The organism is Streptomyces montanus (assembly GCF_005786655.1).
Taxonomy (GTDB): Bacteria; Actinomycetota; Actinomycetes; order Streptomycetales; family Streptomycetaceae; genus Streptomyces; species Streptomyces sporangiiformans.
In genome coordinates, this window is the sequence record NZ_VBZC01000007.1 from 116,172 (window position 1) to 133,800 (window position 17,629).

Below are 17,629 nucleotides of genomic sequence, written 5' to 3' on the forward strand. Positions count from 1 at the left end.
TGCCGCTGTCACCCATCTCATCCGCACCGAGGCACGCCCGCCGGGAAACGGAGACCGCATGACCGCCGACCCCGCACGCCCCCGCCGCTGCGCCGTGGTGGGCCTGGGCGCCCGTGCCCAGCTCTTCACCCAGGCGCTGACCGGCCCGCACGCGGACCGTACGGAACTGGTGGGCTTCTGCGATGTCAACGCGCACCGCATGGCCGTCCACAACGACTGGCTGGCCGCCGACAGGCCCGGCCGGGAGCCCGTACCGGCGTACGCGGCCGAGGACTTCGACGAGATGCTGCGCCGCGAACGTGTCGACCTCGTCGTCGTCTGCAGCGTGGACCGTACCCACGACGACTACATCGTGCGCGCGCTGGAAGCGGGCTGCGACGTGGTCACCGAGAAGCCGATGACCACGGACGCCGACAAGGCCCGCCGCATCCTGGACGCCCAGCGGCGCACCGGCCGCGAGGTGCGGGTCGCCTTCAACTACCGCTATAACCCCGTCCATTCAGCCGTACGGGAGGCCATCGCGGCCGGTGAGATCGGCGAGGTCGGCTCCGTGCACTTCGAGTGGCTGCTCGATCTGCGGCACGGCGCCGACTACTTCCGCCGCTGGCACCGCGACAAGGCCAACTCCGGTGGCCTGATGGTCCACAAGGCCACCCACCACTTCGATCTCGTCAACTGGTGGCTGGGCACCGAGCCCGAGACGGTCTACGCCCAGGGCGGCCTGTTCTTCTACGGCGACACCGCGGGCCGGCGCCGCGGCCTCGCCCGCCCCTACACCCGGGCCCACGGCTCCCCCGCGGCCGACGGCGACCCCTTCGCCGTACACCTCGCGGACTCGCCCGTGCTCAGCGCGCTGTATCTCGACGCCGAGCGGGAGGACGGCTACCACCGCGACCAGAACGTCTTCGGGCCCGGCGTGACCATCGAGGACGACATGGCGGTACTCGTGCGGTACGCGTCCGGTGCGACCCTGACGTACCACCTCACGGCGTACGCCCCCTGGGAGGGCTACCGGGTCTGCTTCAACGGCAGCGAGGGGCGGCTCGAACTGCTGGTCGAGGAGACGACATGGGTCCGCCCGGACGCCCGGGCGGAGGGCTCGGGCCCCGTGATGCACGGCTCGGCGGTCGGCGAGGACGTGGGCCGCACCGAACTGCTGCTACGGCGCTTCTGGGAGCGTCCGCGTGAGGTGAAGGTCGCGACCGGCGAGGGAGGGCACGGCGGCGGGGACGTCCGGATGCTGGCGGATCTGTTCGGCGAGCGGACCGGCGCCCCTGATGCCCTGGGGCGCGCGGCCGACGCGACGGACGGAGCGCGGTCCCTGGTGACGGGACTGGCGGCCAACCGGTCGTTCGAGACCGGGCTGCCGGTTCGGGCGCGGGACCTGCTGGACGTCTGACCTCCGGCTCGCCCGGTCACCGACGGACAGGAAACACCGAGGCCGTGCATGGAGTGGGACTGGAAGCCACGGATCCCCGCCCGAAACCTGTGCCGCCTAGCGGCACAGCAACGGACGACAAGGCCAGAATCCTCAGGCTTCAGCCCGAGGAGCAAGTCAAGGCGTCACCAGGTTGAAGACCGGGTAGATCTTCGGCTCCACCTCTGGAGCACCGGCCTCCCGCAGGAGAGGCAGGACGATTTCGCTGAACCGTCGGAACGCCTCTTCGGACTCCCAGACGTCGGCGACATACCAGCCATCGGGAGTGGGGGCGGAGGTGTGCGAGATGAGGCCGGGTACGGGCCAGTCCGTAGGGCTCTTGACCAGGCCCTTGCCTTGGTTCACCTTGTCGGCGACCTGCTCGTACTGGGCCTGGGTCATGCCGGGTTGGTCGAAGATCGCGATGATTGCCATGTGGCGCTCCGTTGCGGGCAGGTTTGCAGAGTCAGACTCAGCCGACCATCTCGGCAGGTCGGCCGCACCTCGGGCTGCGCCGTACGTGACGGACGGCGCGAAGCCGTCCACGCCGGTCGAGCGCTTCGGGTGTCGCGCTTGACCGGCGTGGTGGGCTCTGCGTTCCGGGTTCCTACGGTGCTGTCATGGCCTCTGAGTGTTTCTTGATGAGTTCGTAGGAACGGATGCGGTCGCGGAGGTCGTAGACGGGTGTGGTCAGCATCAGTTCGTCCGCTCCCGTCTCACCGGCCAGTTGCGTGAGCCGGTCCACGACGGCCTGGGGCGTTCCGACCGCTTGCTGGGCACGGAAGCCGGCCAGCGCCTGACGCTCCTGCGCCGTGAAGGCGTGGACGGCCGCCTCCGCCGGCGTGGGGAAGGGCGTCTCACTCAGTCCTTTGAGCAGCCCGGCCTTGACGACGTCCATCGGTCCGACTCGCCACGCGGCTTCTTCTTCCGTCTCGGCACACACCGCCTCCACGCACAACAGCACCCGAGGCTGCTCGCACCAACGGGATGGGGTGAACGCCTCCCGGTAACGCTCCAGGACCGCACGGGTGTTGTCCGGCCGGATGTGGTGTGCGACGGCGACCGGCAGGCCGAGTCCCGCGGCGAGAGCGGCACCCGCGGTGCTGGAGGCCAGCAGCCATGGCTCCGGCAGCGGGCCGAGTGCGACTTCGTCGACCAGAAATGACAGGATCGCGGCTATGTCGCCTTGGTACTCAGCATCCGTCGCCGGTCCGGCTCCGCGGCGAAGTGCCCGTGCGGTGGCCTCGTCAAAGGTGCCAGGACCGCGACCGATGCCCAGGTCGATGCGGTCCTGGTGCAAGGCTGCCAGCGTTCCGAACTGCTCCGCCACCATGATGGGTGCGTGGTTGGGGGCCAGCACTCCACCCGAACCGAGACGGATGACCGAGGTGGAAGCGGCGGCGTGCGCGGTCAGCACGACGGGTGGGAACGCGCCGATAGCGGGCGAGTGGTGATGCTCGGCGTACCAGATCCGGTGGTAGCCCAGCCGTTCCAGTTCCTGTGCGAAGGCCGCCGTGTCCCGCAGAGTGTCCACGGCTCGGGCGCCCGTCTGGACCATCGCGACTTCCAGCGCTGAGAGAGGTAAACCAACCATGGCGTCAGCATAGAGATCATGCGTTCGGCGAGGGAGCGGCGACCTCTTTTCGGCCACGGAGCGGCCGAGCGGAGCTCACTGCTCGAACCGGGCGGCACCGTGACCCGTTACGACGTCGGGAGCCGCTTCGCCCATGGGCTCGGCCGGCCTGCCTACGATCGGTCCGTGGCCCTCTTCCAGCTGGAACGCGTAGCTCCGGGTCCGGTCAGCGAGGTCTGGCGGCGGCTCACGACATGGGAACGCCACGGGGACGTCGTACCGCTCACCCGGGTCACCGTCGTCACCTCACCGCCGACCCGCGAGGGCACGGTCTTCGTGGCGCGATCGGGGATCGGACCCGTCGCCTTCGACGACCCGATGGAGGTCGTGACCTGGCGACCGCCGACGGACGGACACTCCGGGATGTGCCGTCTGGTCAAGCGCGGGACGTTCGTGACGGGGTGGGCCGACATTGCCGTGCATCCGCACGGGGACGGAGGTTCACGGGTGGTGTGGCGGGAGGAGCTGCGCGTGCGCCGGCTGCCGACCGCTTTCGACCGGCCACTGGGGTGGGTGGCCCGGGGGATGTTCGGGCGGGCGGTCGACGGGCTGCTGAAGCGGTCTTGATCTTGACGATACGATCAGCCTCACTCACGGGTCGGGGCATCGTGTGCCAATGAGGCATCGTGTGCCAAGGTGATGGCCATGTCGACGGCTGATCATCAAGACTGGTCATTCACCGCCGCGCGCGTGCCGGCGTCGTTTACCGCGTGCCGCGAGACGGACGCACAGGCCGCGGAGCACGCGCTCTCGGGGAACGCCACGCTCTGCGGCATCCCACGGGATCAAGTGACCGTGTACCGGCACCTGTTCTCCGCCAGGAAGGCAGAGGCGTGTCCGCAGTGCAGGACGAAGGCGGCCGACGCGCCCACCGAACCGGGAGTCCAAGAACTCCTTCACGGACGGCTTGAACACGCGGCGCCGAGTGGCCTGCGGGACGAACTGCTCGCGGCGCTCCGGCAGGGCGCCGACGTACGGCTCTGGATCAACGGGCCGACGGAACAGATGGTGCGCCACTACGCGGAGCTCCATCGGATCGTCGAGGGTGGTGAACTGATCACACCCGTGGTGCGCGGCGGCGGCCGGCTGGGCCTGGCACGTGTGGTTCACGGTGCTCAGGAGTTCGTCGTGTTCCTTCCGGAGGGCGGCGTGCCGTTGATAGCCCGCGCCGCGCCGGCGTAGTCACCTCAGCGGCGAAACCCTCTGGGCGGCTCCAACTGGGCCAGGCCGGGGGCGCCTTGTCCCGGTGAGCTGATGGCGTGGCTGATCGCGGAGGCGACGTCGTCGGCGATGTGGGTGGGCCGGCAGGAGTCCTCGGTCCACCGCCGGCCGTCCGACACCCACACGCTTCGAAGACCGAGCGCGTCGGCGCCGGCGATGTCGGCATGTGGTGAGTCGCCGATGACCCACGCGCCGGAGAGGGAGACGCCGACGGTTTCCGCCGCCGCCTGGAAGATCTCTGGGGCCGGTTTCTTGTGGCCGACGTCTTCGGAGATGACCCAGCCCTGTACGAGCTGGTCAAGTCCGGTGTGACGAATCTTCGCTTCTTGCTGGGCGGTACGGCCGTTGGTGACGATCACGCAGGTCCAGCCGACCGCCTGTGCTGTGCCCAGCGCCTCGCGGGAGGAGCGCGCCAGGACGACGCGATCGGCGGCGCCGTTGTCGAGCAGGGCACGGATGGCGGCGGTCGGCACAACGTCCCCGTAGCGGTCGGCCAGGGCCGCGGCGACCTCGTCGCGGGCGGTGTAGCCGCCGGCGTCGACGGTCATCACCCACGTGAGGTCGGTGTCGGGCAGGCCGTACTCGGCAAGGAAAGCAACGACGGCGGCGCGGAAGGCCGCATCGCGGTCGACCAGGGTGTTGTCGAGATCCAGCAGCAGCAACGGCATGACCGGCAGTAGATCACGGGCGTCGGCATCGGGTCGGATGGGTTTCCGTCCGCCGTCGACGTGATCGGCGAAGCCCGAGTCCGCCGCCGGCGGTTGACTCTCGGGCAACCCGAAACCCGATGCTGTTCGAGTGAGCAACGACAACCTCCTGAGCATCGGCAGCTTCGCGCTCCTCAGTGGCCTGTCCCTCCACGCCCTGCGGCACTACGACGAGGTCGGCCTCCTGCCTCCAGCCGTGGTCGACCCGGACACCGGCTACCGCCGCTACCGACCGGACCAGGTCCAACGCGCCCGACTGATCGGCGCCCTGCGCAAGGTCGACTTGCCACTCCACGAGATCCGCCGGCTCCTGGATGCCCCGGACCCCGTCACTGGCCAGGCCGTCCTCGCCCGCCACCGCCAGGAGCTGGCAGAACGTGCCCACACCCTGTCCCGCATGGTCCACACCGTGGATCACTTCATCGAACATGGAGTCGCTGTGCCCCAGGTGACCAGCCCGCGCATCGTCCAGGTGACCATCAACGTCCACGATCTGAACGAAGCGCGGGCCTTCTACGGACAAGTGTTCGCGGCGGAGTTCAACGAGGAGATCTTCTCCTTCCAGATCGGGACCTGGCCCGGTGAGGAATTCTTCCTGCTGACCGTCGCGCACGAACCCGACCACCCCGGCCCCGCAGGCCCTTCACGGTTCGGTCTCCTGGTCGCCGATCTCGACACGGTGCACCAACGGGCGCTCGACGCGGGCGCGACCGAGGTCGAGGCTCCTGTCGACCGGCCCTGGAAGCCCCGCTCCTCCTGCCTGACCGACCCCAGCGGCAACCGCATCGACCTCTTCCAGAGCTGAGCCCGCAGTCACAACTGTCGTAGATCGTCATCGCTGATCGGTCCCGGACCTGTGATCCGGCTGTGACCCGGAACTATGGCCTCCACCACAGTCGCGTACGCCGGGTCCTGATGAGCTGGCCCGATGCGCAGAGACGTCCCCCTCTTACTGGTCCTCGCCTCAGGCCTCGCCCTCGCGGCGTGCGGGCAGCAGACCGATCCGCCCGCGTCCCCCGCGCGGCCCACCTCGTCGGACGACCCGAGGTTCCTGCCGCTGGCCGCGTACGACATGCCCGACGACGACAGCCTTACGGTCGGCAGGGCCCGGTGGACGCTCGCCAAGGAGTGCATGGTCCGTCTCGGCTTCGACAGCCTGAAGAACCTCGACATCGACCCGCTACCCGCGTGGCCAAAACGCCCCGCCGGCACGGGCGTGGTGATGCTCGTCGCGTACTCCTCGGACAACTTCCGCTACGGCGTCCAGGATCCCGAGCAGGCCGCGCGGTACGGCTATCAGGGGGCGCAGGCCGAGAACGCGCGCCTCTACCCGGAGAAGAAGTGGTCCCTTTCCGAACACCTCGCGCTCACCGGCGAGTTCGTCAGGGAGGATCCGAAGACCGTGCACGGCCACCGGATCCCGAAACGCGGCTGTCTCGGCGACGCGGACCGCACGATCTTCGGGTCGAACCGCCAGGACCGGAAGGATCCGGTCCTGAACCTGGAGACCAAGAGCCTGCGCCAGGGCATGCGGGACCCCGCCTGGAAAAAGGCGGACAAGGCGTGGTCGGCCTGTATGCGGAAAGCGGGCTACCACTACGCCACCCCCAAGGACGCCGAGGCCGGCCGCGACCGCGATGCCCCGGAGCTGCAGAGACGGCTGGACGATCCGCAGTACGACCCGAACAAGCCGACCGCCCTCGAGAGGAAGACCGCGATCGCCGACGCCCGCTGCAAGCAGAAGACCGGCTACGTCCGCACCGTGCACGCCATCGACGTACGCATGCAGAACCAGCTCATCCCCAAGAACCGGACGAAGCTCAAGGAACAGCGCCGCTGGAACCGCGCCGCGACCCGCAAAGCCCACGACATCCTCGACGACCGGTCTTGAAGTGCTCTCCCGGCTGAAGCCGGGAGATTCCTGCTTACCTTGCGGCAGCGGGCCGGCTGCCGGGCGTGATGAGGCCGCACGCGGGAACAGCGCCGGGACGAGTTGGGGGCCGGGACCTCGCGCAGGGTGCCGCCATACCGGGCGGTCTCGTACGTCAACTTCGTGACCATACCTGGGACAGCTCGATGCCAGGCATGAACCCCGCGTCAGCGATCGTCATGACTCAGCTGTGCTTACGCGTTGGTGGCGAGGCCATCGGTGAACGCAACGCTTCGCGCAGGAGCGCGACGGCCGGGGGGATCTCCGTGTCGCTGATGTTGCCGTACCCGAGGACGAGAGCGGGTTCCGCCGACCGATGCGCGCGATAGTCGTCGAGGTCCGCCAGGTGTAGCCCGGCGGCGGCCGCCGCCCGGACCGCCCCGCGGGTGTCGGCGCCGTCCGGTAGGTGGAGCAGGATGTGCAGCCCGGCGGCGGTGCCGGCGACCCGGCCCTCCGGCACCTGGGCGCCGAGCGTCCGGACCAGCAGGTCGCGCCGGGATCGGAACCGCCGCCGCGCCGCGCGCAGGTGGGCGTCGTACCATCCGCGGTCGATGAAGGTGGCGAGCGCGAGTTGGTCCAGCACCGGTGGCGCGGCGGCGACGAGGTTCGCTGCCCGGAGCACCGGGGTCATCGCGGCAGGCGCGACCAGCCAGCCCAGGCCGAGGGCCGGCGACAGCGTCTTGCTGACCGAGCCGAGGAGGAAGACCCGGCTCGGGTCCATCCCCTGCATGACGGCGACGGGGTGGTGGTCGTAGCGGAACTCGGCGTCGTAGTCGTCTTCGATGACGAAGCCGTCCACCTCGCGGGCCCAGCGCACCAGACGTGCCCGGCGTGCCGGGGACAGCACCGTGCCGGTGGGAAACTGGTGTGCCGCGCCGACGACGACGGCCCGGGCCGGCGTACGCGCGAGGTCGTCGACGTGGAGGCCGTCGTGGTCCACGGGCACCGGGTGTACGCGTAGGCCGGCGCTGGTCGCGGCGTCCCGCAGCCGCCCCCAGCCCGGGTGTTCCACCGCCAGGTCGGCGATCCCGTCGGCGCGCAGCGCGCGGCACGTGCGTACCAGACCGTCGGTGACGCCCGCGCACACGGACACGGTCGCAGTGTGCGCGTCCGCGCCGCGCGAGCGCCGCAGGTACTGCGCGACGGTGGTACGCAGCACCGCGTGCCCGGCGGGGTCGGGCAGGCCGAGGTCGTAGTGGACGGCCGAGCCGGTGACCGCCCGGACGGCGTCCGCCCAGCGGCGGCGGGGAAACGCCCGCAGGTCGGGCAGGCCGGGTGCGAGGTCGTACCGGATCGGCGGCCGTGCCGGTGCGCGCTGCGCGCGAGGCCGCGGCGGTGCGGTGTCCGGTGACCACGAGACACGCGTCGCGGAACCCACCCGGGCGGAGAGGTAACCCTCCGCGATGAGCTGCCCGTACGCCTCCGTCACGACCCAACGTGAGCAGCGGAGCTCCTCAGCGAGCGCTCGGCTCGGTGGCACGGCGGCGCCCTCCGCCAGCCGGCCGTCCCGGATCGCGGTGCGCAGCGCGTGAGCCAGGCGATCGTGCAGGCGGCGCCGCCCGCCATCCGGAGGACCGACATCCAGCAGCGTCGCCCACGCGAGATTGGTCTGGGAAACAGCCACAAGATTGGAGCGTACCGCCGATCCGAATCCGCCTAGCGTGAGGGACATGATTGAGAACCTGGCTCTTGGGGCCATGCTGTTCGGCACGGCTCAGGACGAGCGCCGATCGTTCGAGCTCCTGGACCGCTTCGTGGACGCCGGAGGCGTCTGGATCGACACCGCCAACTGCTACGCGTTCTGGGACGACCCGACCGGCTTCGGCGGGCAGAGCGAGACGTTGCTCGGACGCTGGCTGGCACGCCGCCCGGGCGTCCGTGACCGCGTCAGGATCAGCACCAAGGTGGGCTGCGAGCCGACCGTGGCCGGACGCTTCCCGGAGACGGCCGAGGGCCTCTCCGCCGGGGCCGTCAAGAGCGGGATCGAGGGCAGTCTCCGACGACTGGGTACGGACCGCGTCGAGCTGTACTGGGCCCACAAGCCCGATTCGGCCACACCGCTGGAAGAGACGGTCGCCGCCTTCGACGAGCTCGTGTCCGCGGGTACGGTCGGCCGCCTCGGCTGCTCCAACTACCCCGTCTGGCAGATCGAGCGGGCACGGCAGATCGCGCGGGCCCACGGCAGTGCCGGCTTCACCGCGGTGCAGCAGCATCACACGTACCTGCAACCGCGCCCCGCGACCCGGCCCACCGTGGTGCACAGGTTCGGCGCGGTCACCGACGAGGTGCTCCACTACCTGGAGCACCACGCGGACATGGCTCTGTGGGCGTACACGCCGCTGCTGAGCGGCCGCTACACCCGCGCGGACAAACCTCTGCCCGCGGAGTACGACCACCCCGGCACCGCCCGCCGCCTCGCGATGCTCGACGAGATCGCCGCCGAGACCGGTACGAACCGCAACCGGGTGGTGTTGGCGTGGCTGACCGGAGGGAACCCGGCTGCCACGCCGATCGTCGGCGTCAGCACGGTCGGGCAACTGGACGAGGCGGTCGCGGGGGTGTCACTGGAGTTGACCGCCGATCAGCGCGAACGCCTGGACTCCGCGGTGTGACCTACGAGACGAGTCGATGCGAGGAGTTGTTGTGACGGTCCTGGTGACTGGTGGGCGTGGACATGTGGCGCGGGCGGTGGTTGACAGACTGCTGGCCGTCGGGCAGAAGGTGCGGGTGGCGAGCCGCAAGCCGGAGGAGGCGGTGCTGCCGGCAGGGGTGGAGGTGGTGAAAGCTGATCTGTCCGATCCGGACACCCTGCCGGGCTTACTGGACGGTGTCAGCAAGGTGTTCCTGTACGCGGACCCGAAGGGGATCGACGGGTTCGTCGCTGCCGCCGAGGTGTCCGGCTCACCTCACATCGTCGTGCTGTCCGCGAGCGGGGTGGAGGAGGGCGACCCCGCGACCGACCCCATCGTGCGGATGCACCGTGCCGCCGAGAGTGCCCTGCGCGCGTCCCGGCTTTCGTGGACGTTTCTGCGTCCGGGGACGTTCTCGACGAACACGTTGCAGTGGGCGCACGCCATCCGCGGCACGCGGGTGGTCAAGGCCCCGTTCCCGAACGCCCACGCCTCGGCGATCCATGAGAGCGACATCGCGGACATCGCTGTGCTGGCCATGACCGAGCCGGGCCATGAGGGCAAGGCGTATCCGCTGAGCGGTCCGGAGTCGGTGACGCAGCGGGAGCAGGTCGAGTGCATCTCCGAAGCCATCGGCCGCAAGGTCGTCCTGGAGGAGATCACCGCCGAGGAGTACCGGGACGCACTCGGCCGCTGGGGCGACGCGGAGGTGGTCGACACCCTGGTCAGGCACCTGGTCGAGGCCGATGGCCGCCCGGCCCCGGTGCTCACCACGTACCAGGACCTGACAGGCGAGCCGGGGCGCACCTACGCCGACTGGACGGCGGACCACGCCGACGACTTCCGCTGACTCCCACCGCATGCCGTCCTGTACGACGACGGGAAACAAGCAGTTTGAACGCGGGAATCGACAGCGCCACTCCCCAATCGGCGTGCTGGATTCCATCCTCACTACTCGCCAACTCCTCGGCGCCGGACCCGAAGCACTCGCGCAGGCGAAGACGCTGGTCCTCACTAGTCCAGCCCGGTACGCGGAACATGAGCACCCACCAGGCGCTGCGTGAGGATCTGGCGCGTTGCTTCCGGCAGGAGCTGCTGGTGGAGACCGCCCGTCTGTGGCGGTCGCTCGGCCACCACGACCACTGCGGCGTCTTCCACATCAACGGCGTCACCGGTCCCGACGAGTACAGCGCTGTCGCGGACGACAACACGTACACGAACCTGATGGCCCGGGCCAACCTGCTGGCCGCCGCCGACATCGCCGGGCGCCACCGCGAGGAGGCGGCGCGGCTCGGTGTCGACGACGAGGAGAAGGGCCGGACGAGCGTCTCCTTGAGACGATCATGTGGAGGCGCGGACGATCAGTTCCGGTACCACCCATGCGCCTTCTCCCACGGCCGGCTCCCGGCCTTGCAGCATCTGGGTAATCTGCTCGACCGCCAGTCGGCCTACCTGCCGCTTGTCGATGCACAGCGTGCTCAGCGCCGGCTCGACCAGTTCCCCCAGTGCCAGCCCGTCGAAGCCGAGGACGGCGATGTCGTCGGGCACGCGCAGGCCGCGGCGGCGGGCGGCACGCATGCCGCCGATCGCGACGAGGTCGTTGAAGCCGACGACAGCGGTGACGTCCGGATGGCGCTTCAGGAGCTGTTCGATGGCGTGCTCGCCTCCTGCCACGCTGTGGCCGTCGCAGTGGGTGAGCCAGTCCGGGCCCACCGGGAGTCCGTGGGCCCTTGCCTCGGCGAGGAAGTATGCACCGCGGGGGCTGTGGACCCCCGGCAATGCGCAGTCCAGCATGCCGATGCGCCGGTGCCCCCGCTCCACAAGGTGGGCCATGCCCTGCCGCATGCCGGTCGCGAAGTCGATCCCCACCGACCCGAACCGGGTCTGGTCGGGGGCTCGTTCCAGGAGCACCATCGGCAGACCGGAGGCGTACCGGGCGAGCTCGTCGTCGGCGCCGTCGAAGTAGCCGACGATGGCGTCGGCCTGACCGGACAGCAGATCCAGCGCCTCGCGTTCCTCCTCGGCGGCGTTGCGGGACTCGCACACGGTGACGTTCCACCCCTGCGGCTTGGCCACCTCCAGCACACCGGCGGCGACCTCGGGGAAGTACGGATTGGCCAGGTCGGAGAGGACCAGCCCGAGCGTCACCGAGCCCGCCTGCCGCAGGCCCCGGGCGTGCCGGCTGGGCCGGTAGTCGAGGCTGCGGACTGCTTCCAGCACCCGCTCCTTGGTCGCGGGGTCGATCTCGCCCTTGTCGTTGATGGCACGCGAGACGGTCTGCCGGGAGACTCCGGCCAGCCTCGCGACATCCACGATGGTGGCCCGGTCCGCTTTGATGAGTGCGTGACCAGCGCGTCGCTGCTGTTTGCCGGGCACCACTTTCAACCTCCTCACAGGTGTGTTCTGCCTGCTCCGAGAACCGCCCAAGAACTCTAACCGGGCCTCAGAGCCTGTGTCTGAGCAGGCTCTCAGCCGAGCGCGACGGCGAAGACGTGCACCCCGGATTCCTCGGGACTGGCCCCCGCGCCGTAGCGGGGAAGAGTGATCGACTCCAGGGTCTTCGCGGGGTCGAGCGACGCCGAGCACCAGCCGACGCGGGCGGGCCTGTCGACGCGTCCGCCGGGCCGGTTGTGGTAGGGCATCGACACGACCGTCTGCGCGGCGGCCGGGTAGTCGCCCTGCCCGAGGGTGTCGAGGGCCAGCAATGGGATCTCCTGCTGGGTGCCGTCCGTGTAGGTCACCAGGCCCGGCCCGAAGCTGCGGTCGGCAGTGCCGGCGAGCAGGAAGCCGATCCGGGACCCCGAGCCGCCCATCCTGATGGTCTGCCCGTCGGCCCGCACGTTGTCCGGCTCCCCGGGGGCCCTCTCGGGCCACCGGAACTCCAGTCCGCCGTGCGTGACCCGCCCGCCGGGGACGATGCCGGCCGCGGTCAGGGCCTGGGCGGACAGGCTCATGCCGGTGCCGTCCAAGTCGGCGAGGCCCGGTGCGTCGTCGCTGCTGATCCCTGCGTTGTCACGGGCCGCGGCGAACGAGTCGTGCACAGCAGGCTCGGGCACCGTCGGGTCGAGGAAGACAGAGACGGCCGGCCGCGGCATCCCGCGCGAGGCCAGGACACGGACCCGGACGCCGCCGGATGTGATCGGGTGCGGCAGCGACACCAGACGCCGGTGCCCCACGGTCGTGCCGGTCGCCACCTGGGTCCAGGCCCCGGACAGCCACGCGTCCACGGCGAAGGACTCGACGAGCTGCCCGTGCCTGATGTCCTCGCTCAGGCCCACGACGTTGAAGGTCCGCGGCTGGGGCAGTTCGACGGCCACGCTCCCCGAAGCCACCTCGTCGGCGCGTGCCCCGGAGGCGAGATCGTCTCCGTACACGTCGCGCAGGACGCGCCCGAACTCGGCAAGCCGCTCCACGTCCGGGTCGGCGAACAGTCCCCGCCGGTCCGGCGGGACGTTGAGCAGCAGTACGGCGTTGCGGCCCACCGAGTGCCGGTACAGGTCCATCAGCCGGGGCAGCGACTTGACGGCCGTGTCCTGGGAGGCGTGGTGGAACCAGCCCGGCCGGATGGAGACGTCGACCTCGGCGGGATACCAGGCGAAGTGGCCCGCCCGGCGCATGGCGGCCGGGACTGCGAGGTCGTGCTCCTCCTCTGCCACGGCGGTGGTCTGCCCGAACTCCGACGGCTCGCCGCGCATCGGGACGACGCTCCACTCGCTGTAACGGGCGTAGCCGCTCTCGTTGCCCACCCACCGGACGTCGGGGCCGCCGACCGCGCAGGTGGCGTCGGGAGCCAGGGCGCGCACCATGCCGAACCATGCGTCGTGGTCGTAGTGCTGCTTGGTCGCGGTCGGATCGGCTCCGTCCAGCCACACCTCGCTCATGGGACCGTACTCGGTGAGCAACTCGTACAGCTGGTTGAGGTAGTAGCGGTTGTAGTCGTCCACCGCGAAGGTGAACGACGGCAGTTCGCCCGAATCGACCCGGCCGGTCCGGTCGTCCCCGGGCACCAGGGTGGGGATGACGGTCTCGACTACAGGGCTGCCGTTGCCGTAGCAGCCGCCGGGGGCGTTCGTCTGGTGCAGGTCGGCCGGGGAGAGATAGACCCCGAGGCCCAGCCCGTGCGCGCGGGCGGCCTCGGCGAGCTCCTGTACGACGTCGCCTCGTCCGTCGCGCCAGGGCGTGGCCGCCACCGAGTGACCGGTGTAGCGGCTCGGCCACAGGCAGAACCCGTCGTGGTGCTTGGCGGTGAGGATCACCGACCTGAACCCGGCATCCGCGAGGCTGCGCACCCACTGCCCGCAGTCCAGCTCCGCCGGGTCGAACAGGGAGAGGTCGTCCGTGCCGGTGCCGCACTCCAGGCCGGTGAACGTGTTGATGCCGAAGTGCACGAACGCGACGAGCTCCTGCCGCTGCCAGGCGACTTGCCGGGGCGCCGGGCGGACCAGTGACGCCTTACGGCGTAGCTCCTCGTCGCTGTCGCCGGGGGCGACGGCGACCCGGAGGGAGACTGCGGATGTCATGGGGTTCCCTTGAATGCGCTCAGAGGGCGTGGTTGTCGTCGATGAGGCGGACGAAGGCGCGGGGGGTGACGACCTCGACGTGGGGAGCCAGTCCGTCGACGACGGTCTGCACGTTGGCCAGGCTCTTCGTCCAGCAGTGCACCAGGACCAGCGTGTAGCCGTCGGCGGAGGCCGGGTCGGCGGGCCGGCTGTTGATGTTGTCGATGAGTTCGGGTTCCTCGGTGAGGCCTGCCCACAGAACGTCCCGCTGCGAGGGCGATGCCGTAGGTGGTGTGCGGGAAGTTCTTCCAGACCGCGCCCGGTCCGCCCTCGTCGATGAAGATGCCTTCCGCAGAGGTGTTGGCAACCAGCCCCTGGAGCGAGGCCACCAGCACCCGGTCCGGGTTGGAGGTGAGGTTGGCGGACGGGATCACGTCCAGCGACCGCAGGGCGGAGCCCTTGGGCAGGGCGACTCCGGCCGAGGTGGCCGAGGCGCCTTGCGCCGCCGCGGCGCAGGCGGTGGCGGGCACGGCAGTCAGGGCGGAGGCCGCGAGTACCGACTTGCCGAGGGTCCTACGGCTGATGTTCATGGTCATGCGGATGCTCCGGACGGGTACAGCCAGCAGTGCACCCACTGGCCCGTGGGGTGTTCGGTGCGGGCCGGGAACGCCCGGCGGCAGTCGTCGGTGGCGAATGGGCAGCGGGGGTGGAAGCGGCAGCCCGGTGGCGGAGCGGCGAGGTTCGGGGGTTCACCGCTGTCCTCGACATCGGCGAAGACGGAGCTCCCGCCGGCCGTGACGGTGCGAGCCGGGTCGGGCGAGGCATCGAGCAGCAGCCGGGTGTACGGGTGCTGGGGATTCTGGATGATCTCCTCCGCCGGACCGCCCTCGACCATCTGGCCCGCATACATGACATGGATCTCCTCCGCCAGGTACCGGGCGCTGGCGATGTCGTGAGTGATGTAGAGGAGGGCCAGTTCCTCCTCGTCCCGGAGCCTGGCGAGCAGGTTGAGGATGTCCAGCCGCATCGACACGTCCAGCATGGAGATCGGTTCGTCGCCGAGGATCACCTTGGGACCGACCGCGAGTGCCCGGGCGATGGCCACCCGCTGCCGCTGGCCCCCGGACAGCTCGTGCGGCAGCTTGTCGATGAAGTCCTTGGTGGGCGTCAGGCTGACGCGCTCCAGGAGGTCGAGCATCCGTTCCTCGATGTCGTTCTTGCCCGCCCGGCCGTGGATGAGCAGGGCACGCCTGAGGTTGTGGCGGACGGTATGCATGGAGTTGAGGGAGGCGAACGGGTCCTGGAACACCATCTGGACCTCGGAGTAGTACTCCCGGGCCGCCCGGCCGCGGCCAGGAGCCACCGCCTTTCCGCGCAGCCGGATCTCGCCAGAGGTCGGGGTGTACATCAGCGCGAACAGCCGGGCCAGGGTGGTCTTGCCGCTGCCGCTCTCGCCGACGAGGGCAACGATCCTCCCGCGCCGCAGCTGCAGCGAGGCGTGCTCCAGCGCCCTGACGGTCGAGGTGCGGCCGAGCCCGCCGCGGACCGTGAAGTGCATGGTGACGTCGACCGCCTCCAGGACGGGCGGTTCGGCGCCTGCCTCGGGTCCGCGGTCGTGCGCCCGCGCGTCCACCCCGCCGTCAGTGTCCGACAGCATCGTCGGTCCTCTCCTTTCGTGCAGGCTCCTGAGCTGATCGCCCGGAGTGCAGCAGGCAGGCCACCTGCTGGTCGCCGACCGGGCGCAGCACCGGCAGGACGCTGTCGCACGCCGCGAACCGGTGCGGGCAGCGAGGGTGGAAGGCGCAGCCGGGCGGCGGGTCGCGCAGGTCCGGCGGCGAGCCCGGGATGCCGCTCAGCAGACGGACCGGTTCCCGCAGCGGCGGGAAGGAGGCCCGCAGGCCCTCGGTATAGGGGTGGCCCGGGCGGTGGTAGATGTCGAAGGCGGTGCCGATCTCGACGATCCGGCCCGCGTACATGATGGCGATCCGGTCGGCCAGCTCGACCAACAGCGACAGGTCGTGGGTCACGAACACCACGGCGAAGCCGAGCCGTGCGCGTAGGCGCAGGATGTTGGCAAGTATCTGACGCTGCATCACCACGTCGACGGCCGTGGTCGGTTCGTCCATGACGACGAGGTCGGCGCCACAGGCCAGGGCGAGGGCGATGGTCGCGCGCTGCCGGGTGCCGCCGGACAGTTCGTGCGGATAGCGGTTCGCCTGGTCGGCGGTGAGGCCGACCAGGGCCAGCAGTTCCCCGGTGCGTTCGCGAGCGTCCTGCCGGCTGAGCGTCCGGTCGTGTTCACGCAGGACGTCGGTGAACTGGGCGCTGAGCCGCATGACGGGGTTCAGGGCGTTCATGGCGCTCTGCAGCACGATGGCCATGTCCCGCCAGCGCAGCTTCCTCAGGTCCCGCTCGGTCAGGCCGACCAGGTCGACGGGTTCCGCGGCTCCCCGGGGCCGGAAGAGGATTTCGCCCGCCGTGGTCACCGCGGGCGGCCGCTCCAGCCGGGTCAGGGCGGTGATCAGGGTGGACTTGCCCGAGCCGGACTCGCCCGCGACGCCGAGGATCTCGCCGCGCCGGACGGTGAAGGACACGTCGTCGCAGGCGCACACGGACCCCCGCTCAGAGAGGTATTCGACGGTCAGCCCCCGGACGTCCAGCAGTGTCTCGCCGTTCTCACCGGGCATGCGACACCTCCTTGGCTCGGCTCGCCTGCTGCGCGCGCTTCACCAGGGACCGGTTGGCGTTGCGCAGACGCGGGTTGGAGATCTCGTCGACGCCGAAGTTGACCAGGGCGACGGAGGCACCGAGCAGGGCGATGCACAGGCCCGGCGGAGCGAACCACCACCACATGCCGCTGATGAGGGCGTTGCCCTGCTGCGCCTGGCTGATCATGATTCCCCAGCTGATGGTGCTGGGGTCGGAGACGCCGAGGAAAGCCAGGCCGGCCTCCGCCAGTACACCGCCGACGAAGCCGCCGAGGAACATGGCGGAGATCCAGCCGATCAGGTGCGGCAGGACCTCGACCATCGCCAGTCGCCACCGGCTCTCGCCGAGCATCCGCATGGCGAGGACGAACTCCCTGCTGCGCAGGCTCATGGCCTGGGCTCGCAGTGCCCGGGTGCCCCCCGCCCAGCCGAAGAGTCCGATGATGATGCCGATGACCACCGGACCGCCGCCCCGGGTGTAGCCGCTGATCACGAAGATCAGCGCGAACCCGGGCATGGTGAGGAAGACGTTGGTCAGACCCGTGAGGGCGGAGTCGACGATCCCGCCCGCAAGTCCGGCGGTCACCCCGACCACGACGGCGATGGAGGTACCGAGCACCGAGGCGACCAGACCGGCGAGCATCGACTCACGGGTGCCGGACACCAGTTGCGCCAGGACGTCCTGCCCGTTCGCGGTCGTCCCGAGCAGGTGCTTCGAACTCGGTGGCGCACTGACGGAGTTGAGGTCGAGAGCAGTTGCGCTTTGATGGAGCAGCTGGTGCGTCATCCACGGCCCGAACACGGCGAGCAGACAGAAGAAGGCGAACACGGCCGCGCCGAGGCGTACCTTCCAGCCGGTCAGCAGTCTCTTGACCACGTGTGTG

The 17,629-nt window shown here is 70.2% G+C and carries 17 protein-coding genes and 1 pseudogene; 8 read left to right on the forward strand and 10 right to left on the reverse strand.

The window, feature by feature from the left end; translation table 11 throughout:
• Positions 1-58 precede the first annotated feature (58 nt).
• The gene (locus FE633_RS08160) at positions 59-1,399 is read left to right on the forward strand and encodes a Gfo/Idh/MocA family protein (RefSeq protein ID WP_138044419.1); all 1,341 of its coding nucleotides are present in this window, start codon (positions 59-61) and stop codon (positions 1,397-1,399) included.
• A 156-nt stretch (positions 1,400-1,555) separates the two neighbouring features.
• On the opposite strand, the gene FE633_RS08165 is transcribed toward FE633_RS08160, so the two are convergent.
• Together FE633_RS08165 and FE633_RS08170 are read right to left on the reverse strand one after the other, a co-directional pair.
• Positions 1,556-1,852, reverse strand: a complete 297-nt coding sequence (locus FE633_RS08165) for a hypothetical protein (RefSeq protein ID WP_138044420.1) — start codon at positions 1,850-1,852, stop codon at positions 1,556-1,558.
• A gap of 172 nt (positions 1,853-2,024) precedes the next feature.
• Entirely contained in the window at positions 2,025-3,011 is a 987-nt protein-coding gene (locus FE633_RS08170; protein WP_138044421.1) for an LLM class flavin-dependent oxidoreductase, read from the reverse strand.
• Between the two features lie 165 nt (positions 3,012-3,176).
• On the opposite strand from FE633_RS08170, the gene FE633_RS08175 reads away from it, so the two are divergent.
• Both FE633_RS08175 and FE633_RS08180 read left to right on the forward strand, forming a co-directional pair.
• Positions 3,177-3,617 carry an SRPBCC family protein gene (locus FE633_RS08175; protein WP_138044505.1) on the forward strand — a complete coding sequence of 147 codons (441 nt, stop codon included), beginning with the start codon at positions 3,177-3,179 and terminating at the stop codon, positions 3,615-3,617.
• Between the two features lie 123 nt (positions 3,618-3,740).
• Positions 3,741-4,232: a hypothetical protein gene (locus FE633_RS08180; protein WP_138044422.1), complete on the forward strand. Its 492-nt coding sequence runs from the start codon at positions 3,741-3,743 to the stop codon at positions 4,230-4,232.
• A 5-nt stretch (positions 4,233-4,237) separates the two neighbouring features.
• Here FE633_RS08180 and FE633_RS08185 read toward each other — a convergent pair whose 3' ends face one another.
• Positions 4,238-5,047, reverse strand: a complete 810-nt coding sequence (locus FE633_RS08185) for an HAD family hydrolase (protein WP_246113493.1) — start codon at positions 5,045-5,047, stop codon at positions 4,238-4,240.
• A gap of 22 nt (positions 5,048-5,069) precedes the next feature.
• Here FE633_RS08185 and FE633_RS08190 point away from each other — a divergent pair, with 22 nt between their 5' ends.
• Positions 5,070-5,783, forward strand: coding sequence for a MerR family transcriptional regulator (locus tag FE633_RS08190; RefSeq protein ID WP_138044423.1), 714 nt, complete (start codon positions 5,070-5,072; stop codon positions 5,781-5,783).
• A 123-nt stretch (positions 5,784-5,906) separates the two neighbouring features.
• Positions 5,907-6,869 (forward strand): LptM family lipoprotein, encoded by a 963-nt coding sequence (locus FE633_RS08195; protein WP_138044424.1) that lies wholly within the window; start codon positions 5,907-5,909, stop codon positions 6,867-6,869.
• A gap of 223 nt (positions 6,870-7,092) precedes the next feature.
• Here FE633_RS08195 and pdxR read toward each other — a convergent pair whose 3' ends face one another.
• Positions 7,093-8,532, reverse strand: coding sequence for a MocR-like pyridoxine biosynthesis transcription factor PdxR (pdxR, locus tag FE633_RS08205; RefSeq protein WP_246113494.1), 1,440 nt, complete (start codon positions 8,530-8,532; stop codon positions 7,093-7,095).
• A 46-nt stretch (positions 8,533-8,578) separates the two neighbouring features.
• Here pdxR and FE633_RS08210 point away from each other — a divergent pair, with 46 nt between their 5' ends.
• The 3 genes and pseudogenes from FE633_RS08210 to FE633_RS08220 form a co-directional block, all read left to right on the forward strand.
• Positions 8,579-9,520: an aldo/keto reductase gene (locus FE633_RS08210; protein WP_138044426.1), complete on the forward strand. Its 942-nt coding sequence runs from the start codon at positions 8,579-8,581 to the stop codon at positions 9,518-9,520.
• A gap of 16 nt (positions 9,521-9,536) precedes the next feature.
• Positions 9,537-10,388 carry an NAD(P)H-binding protein gene (locus FE633_RS08215; RefSeq protein ID WP_138044427.1) on the forward strand — a complete coding sequence of 284 codons (852 nt, stop codon included), beginning with the start codon at positions 9,537-9,539 and terminating at the stop codon, positions 10,386-10,388.
• A 233-nt stretch (positions 10,389-10,621) separates the two neighbouring features.
• Positions 10,622-10,849, forward strand: a pseudogene (locus FE633_RS08220) (hypothetical protein); the annotation flags it as partial.
• 30 nt (positions 10,850-10,879) lie between these two features.
• Here FE633_RS08220 and FE633_RS08225 read toward each other — a convergent pair.
• The 6 genes from FE633_RS08225 to FE633_RS08250 form a co-directional block, all read right to left on the reverse strand.
• Positions 10,880-11,917, reverse strand: coding sequence for a LacI family DNA-binding transcriptional regulator (locus FE633_RS08225; RefSeq protein ID WP_138044428.1), 1,038 nt, complete (start codon positions 11,915-11,917; stop codon positions 10,880-10,882).
• Between the two features lie 89 nt (positions 11,918-12,006).
• Positions 12,007-14,058, reverse strand: coding sequence for an alpha-L-fucosidase (locus FE633_RS08230; RefSeq protein ID WP_138044429.1), 2,052 nt, complete (start codon positions 14,056-14,058; stop codon positions 12,007-12,009).
• 19 nt (positions 14,059-14,077) lie between these two features.
• Positions 14,078-14,404, reverse strand: coding sequence for a hypothetical protein (locus tag FE633_RS08235; RefSeq protein ID WP_138044430.1), 327 nt, complete (start codon positions 14,402-14,404; stop codon positions 14,078-14,080).
• A 225-nt stretch (positions 14,405-14,629) separates the two neighbouring features.
• Positions 14,630-15,595 carry an ABC transporter ATP-binding protein gene (locus FE633_RS08240; RefSeq protein WP_246113506.1) on the reverse strand — a complete coding sequence of 322 codons (966 nt, stop codon included), beginning with the start codon at positions 15,593-15,595 and terminating at the stop codon, positions 14,630-14,632.
• Between the two features lie 82 nt (positions 15,596-15,677).
• A complete protein-coding gene (locus FE633_RS08245; RefSeq protein ID WP_138044432.1) occupies positions 15,678-16,724 on the reverse strand; it encodes an ABC transporter ATP-binding protein in 1,047 nt (348 codons plus the stop codon).
• The gene (locus FE633_RS08250) at positions 16,714-17,622 is read right to left on the reverse strand and encodes an ABC transporter permease (RefSeq protein WP_246113496.1); all 909 of its coding nucleotides are present in this window, start codon (positions 17,620-17,622) and stop codon (positions 16,714-16,716) included. Before FE633_RS08250 ends, FE633_RS08245 begins: the two co-directional genes overlap by 11 nt.
• Positions 17,623-17,629: the final 7 nt, after the last annotated feature.

What these genes read in the sequence shown, in the direction of transcription:
- FE633_RS08160 (WP_138044419.1), top strand. Translation starts at nt 59, where the DNA reads ATGACCGCCGACCCCGCACGCCCCCGCCGCTGCGCCGTGGTGGGCCTG.
- FE633_RS08165 (WP_138044420.1), bottom strand. Translation starts at nt 1,852, where the DNA reads ATGGCAATCATCGCGATCTTCGACCAACCCGGCATGACCCAGGCCCAG.
- FE633_RS08170 (WP_138044421.1), bottom strand. Translation starts at nt 3,011, where the DNA reads ATGGTTGGTTTACCTCTCTCAGCGCTGGAAGTCGCGATGGTCCAGACG.
- FE633_RS08195 (WP_138044424.1), top strand. Translation starts at nt 5,907, where the DNA reads ATGCGCAGAGACGTCCCCCTCTTACTGGTCCTCGCCTCAGGCCTCGCC.
- FE633_RS08210 (WP_138044426.1), top strand. Translation starts at nt 8,579, where the DNA reads ATGATTGAGAACCTGGCTCTTGGGGCCATGCTGTTCGGCACGGCTCAG.
- FE633_RS08215 (WP_138044427.1), top strand. Translation starts at nt 9,537, where the DNA reads ATGCGAGGAGTTGTTGTGACGGTCCTGGTGACTGGTGGGCGTGGACAT.
- FE633_RS08230 (WP_138044429.1), bottom strand. Translation starts at nt 14,058, where the DNA reads ATGACATCCGCAGTCTCCCTCCGGGTCGCCGTCGCCCCCGGCGACAGC.
- FE633_RS08240 (WP_246113506.1), bottom strand. Translation starts at nt 15,595, where the DNA reads ATGCACTTCACGGTCCGCGGCGGGCTCGGCCGCACCTCGACCGTCAGG.
- FE633_RS08245 (WP_138044432.1), bottom strand. Translation starts at nt 16,724, where the DNA reads ATGCCCGGTGAGAACGGCGAGACACTGCTGGACGTCCGGGGGCTGACC.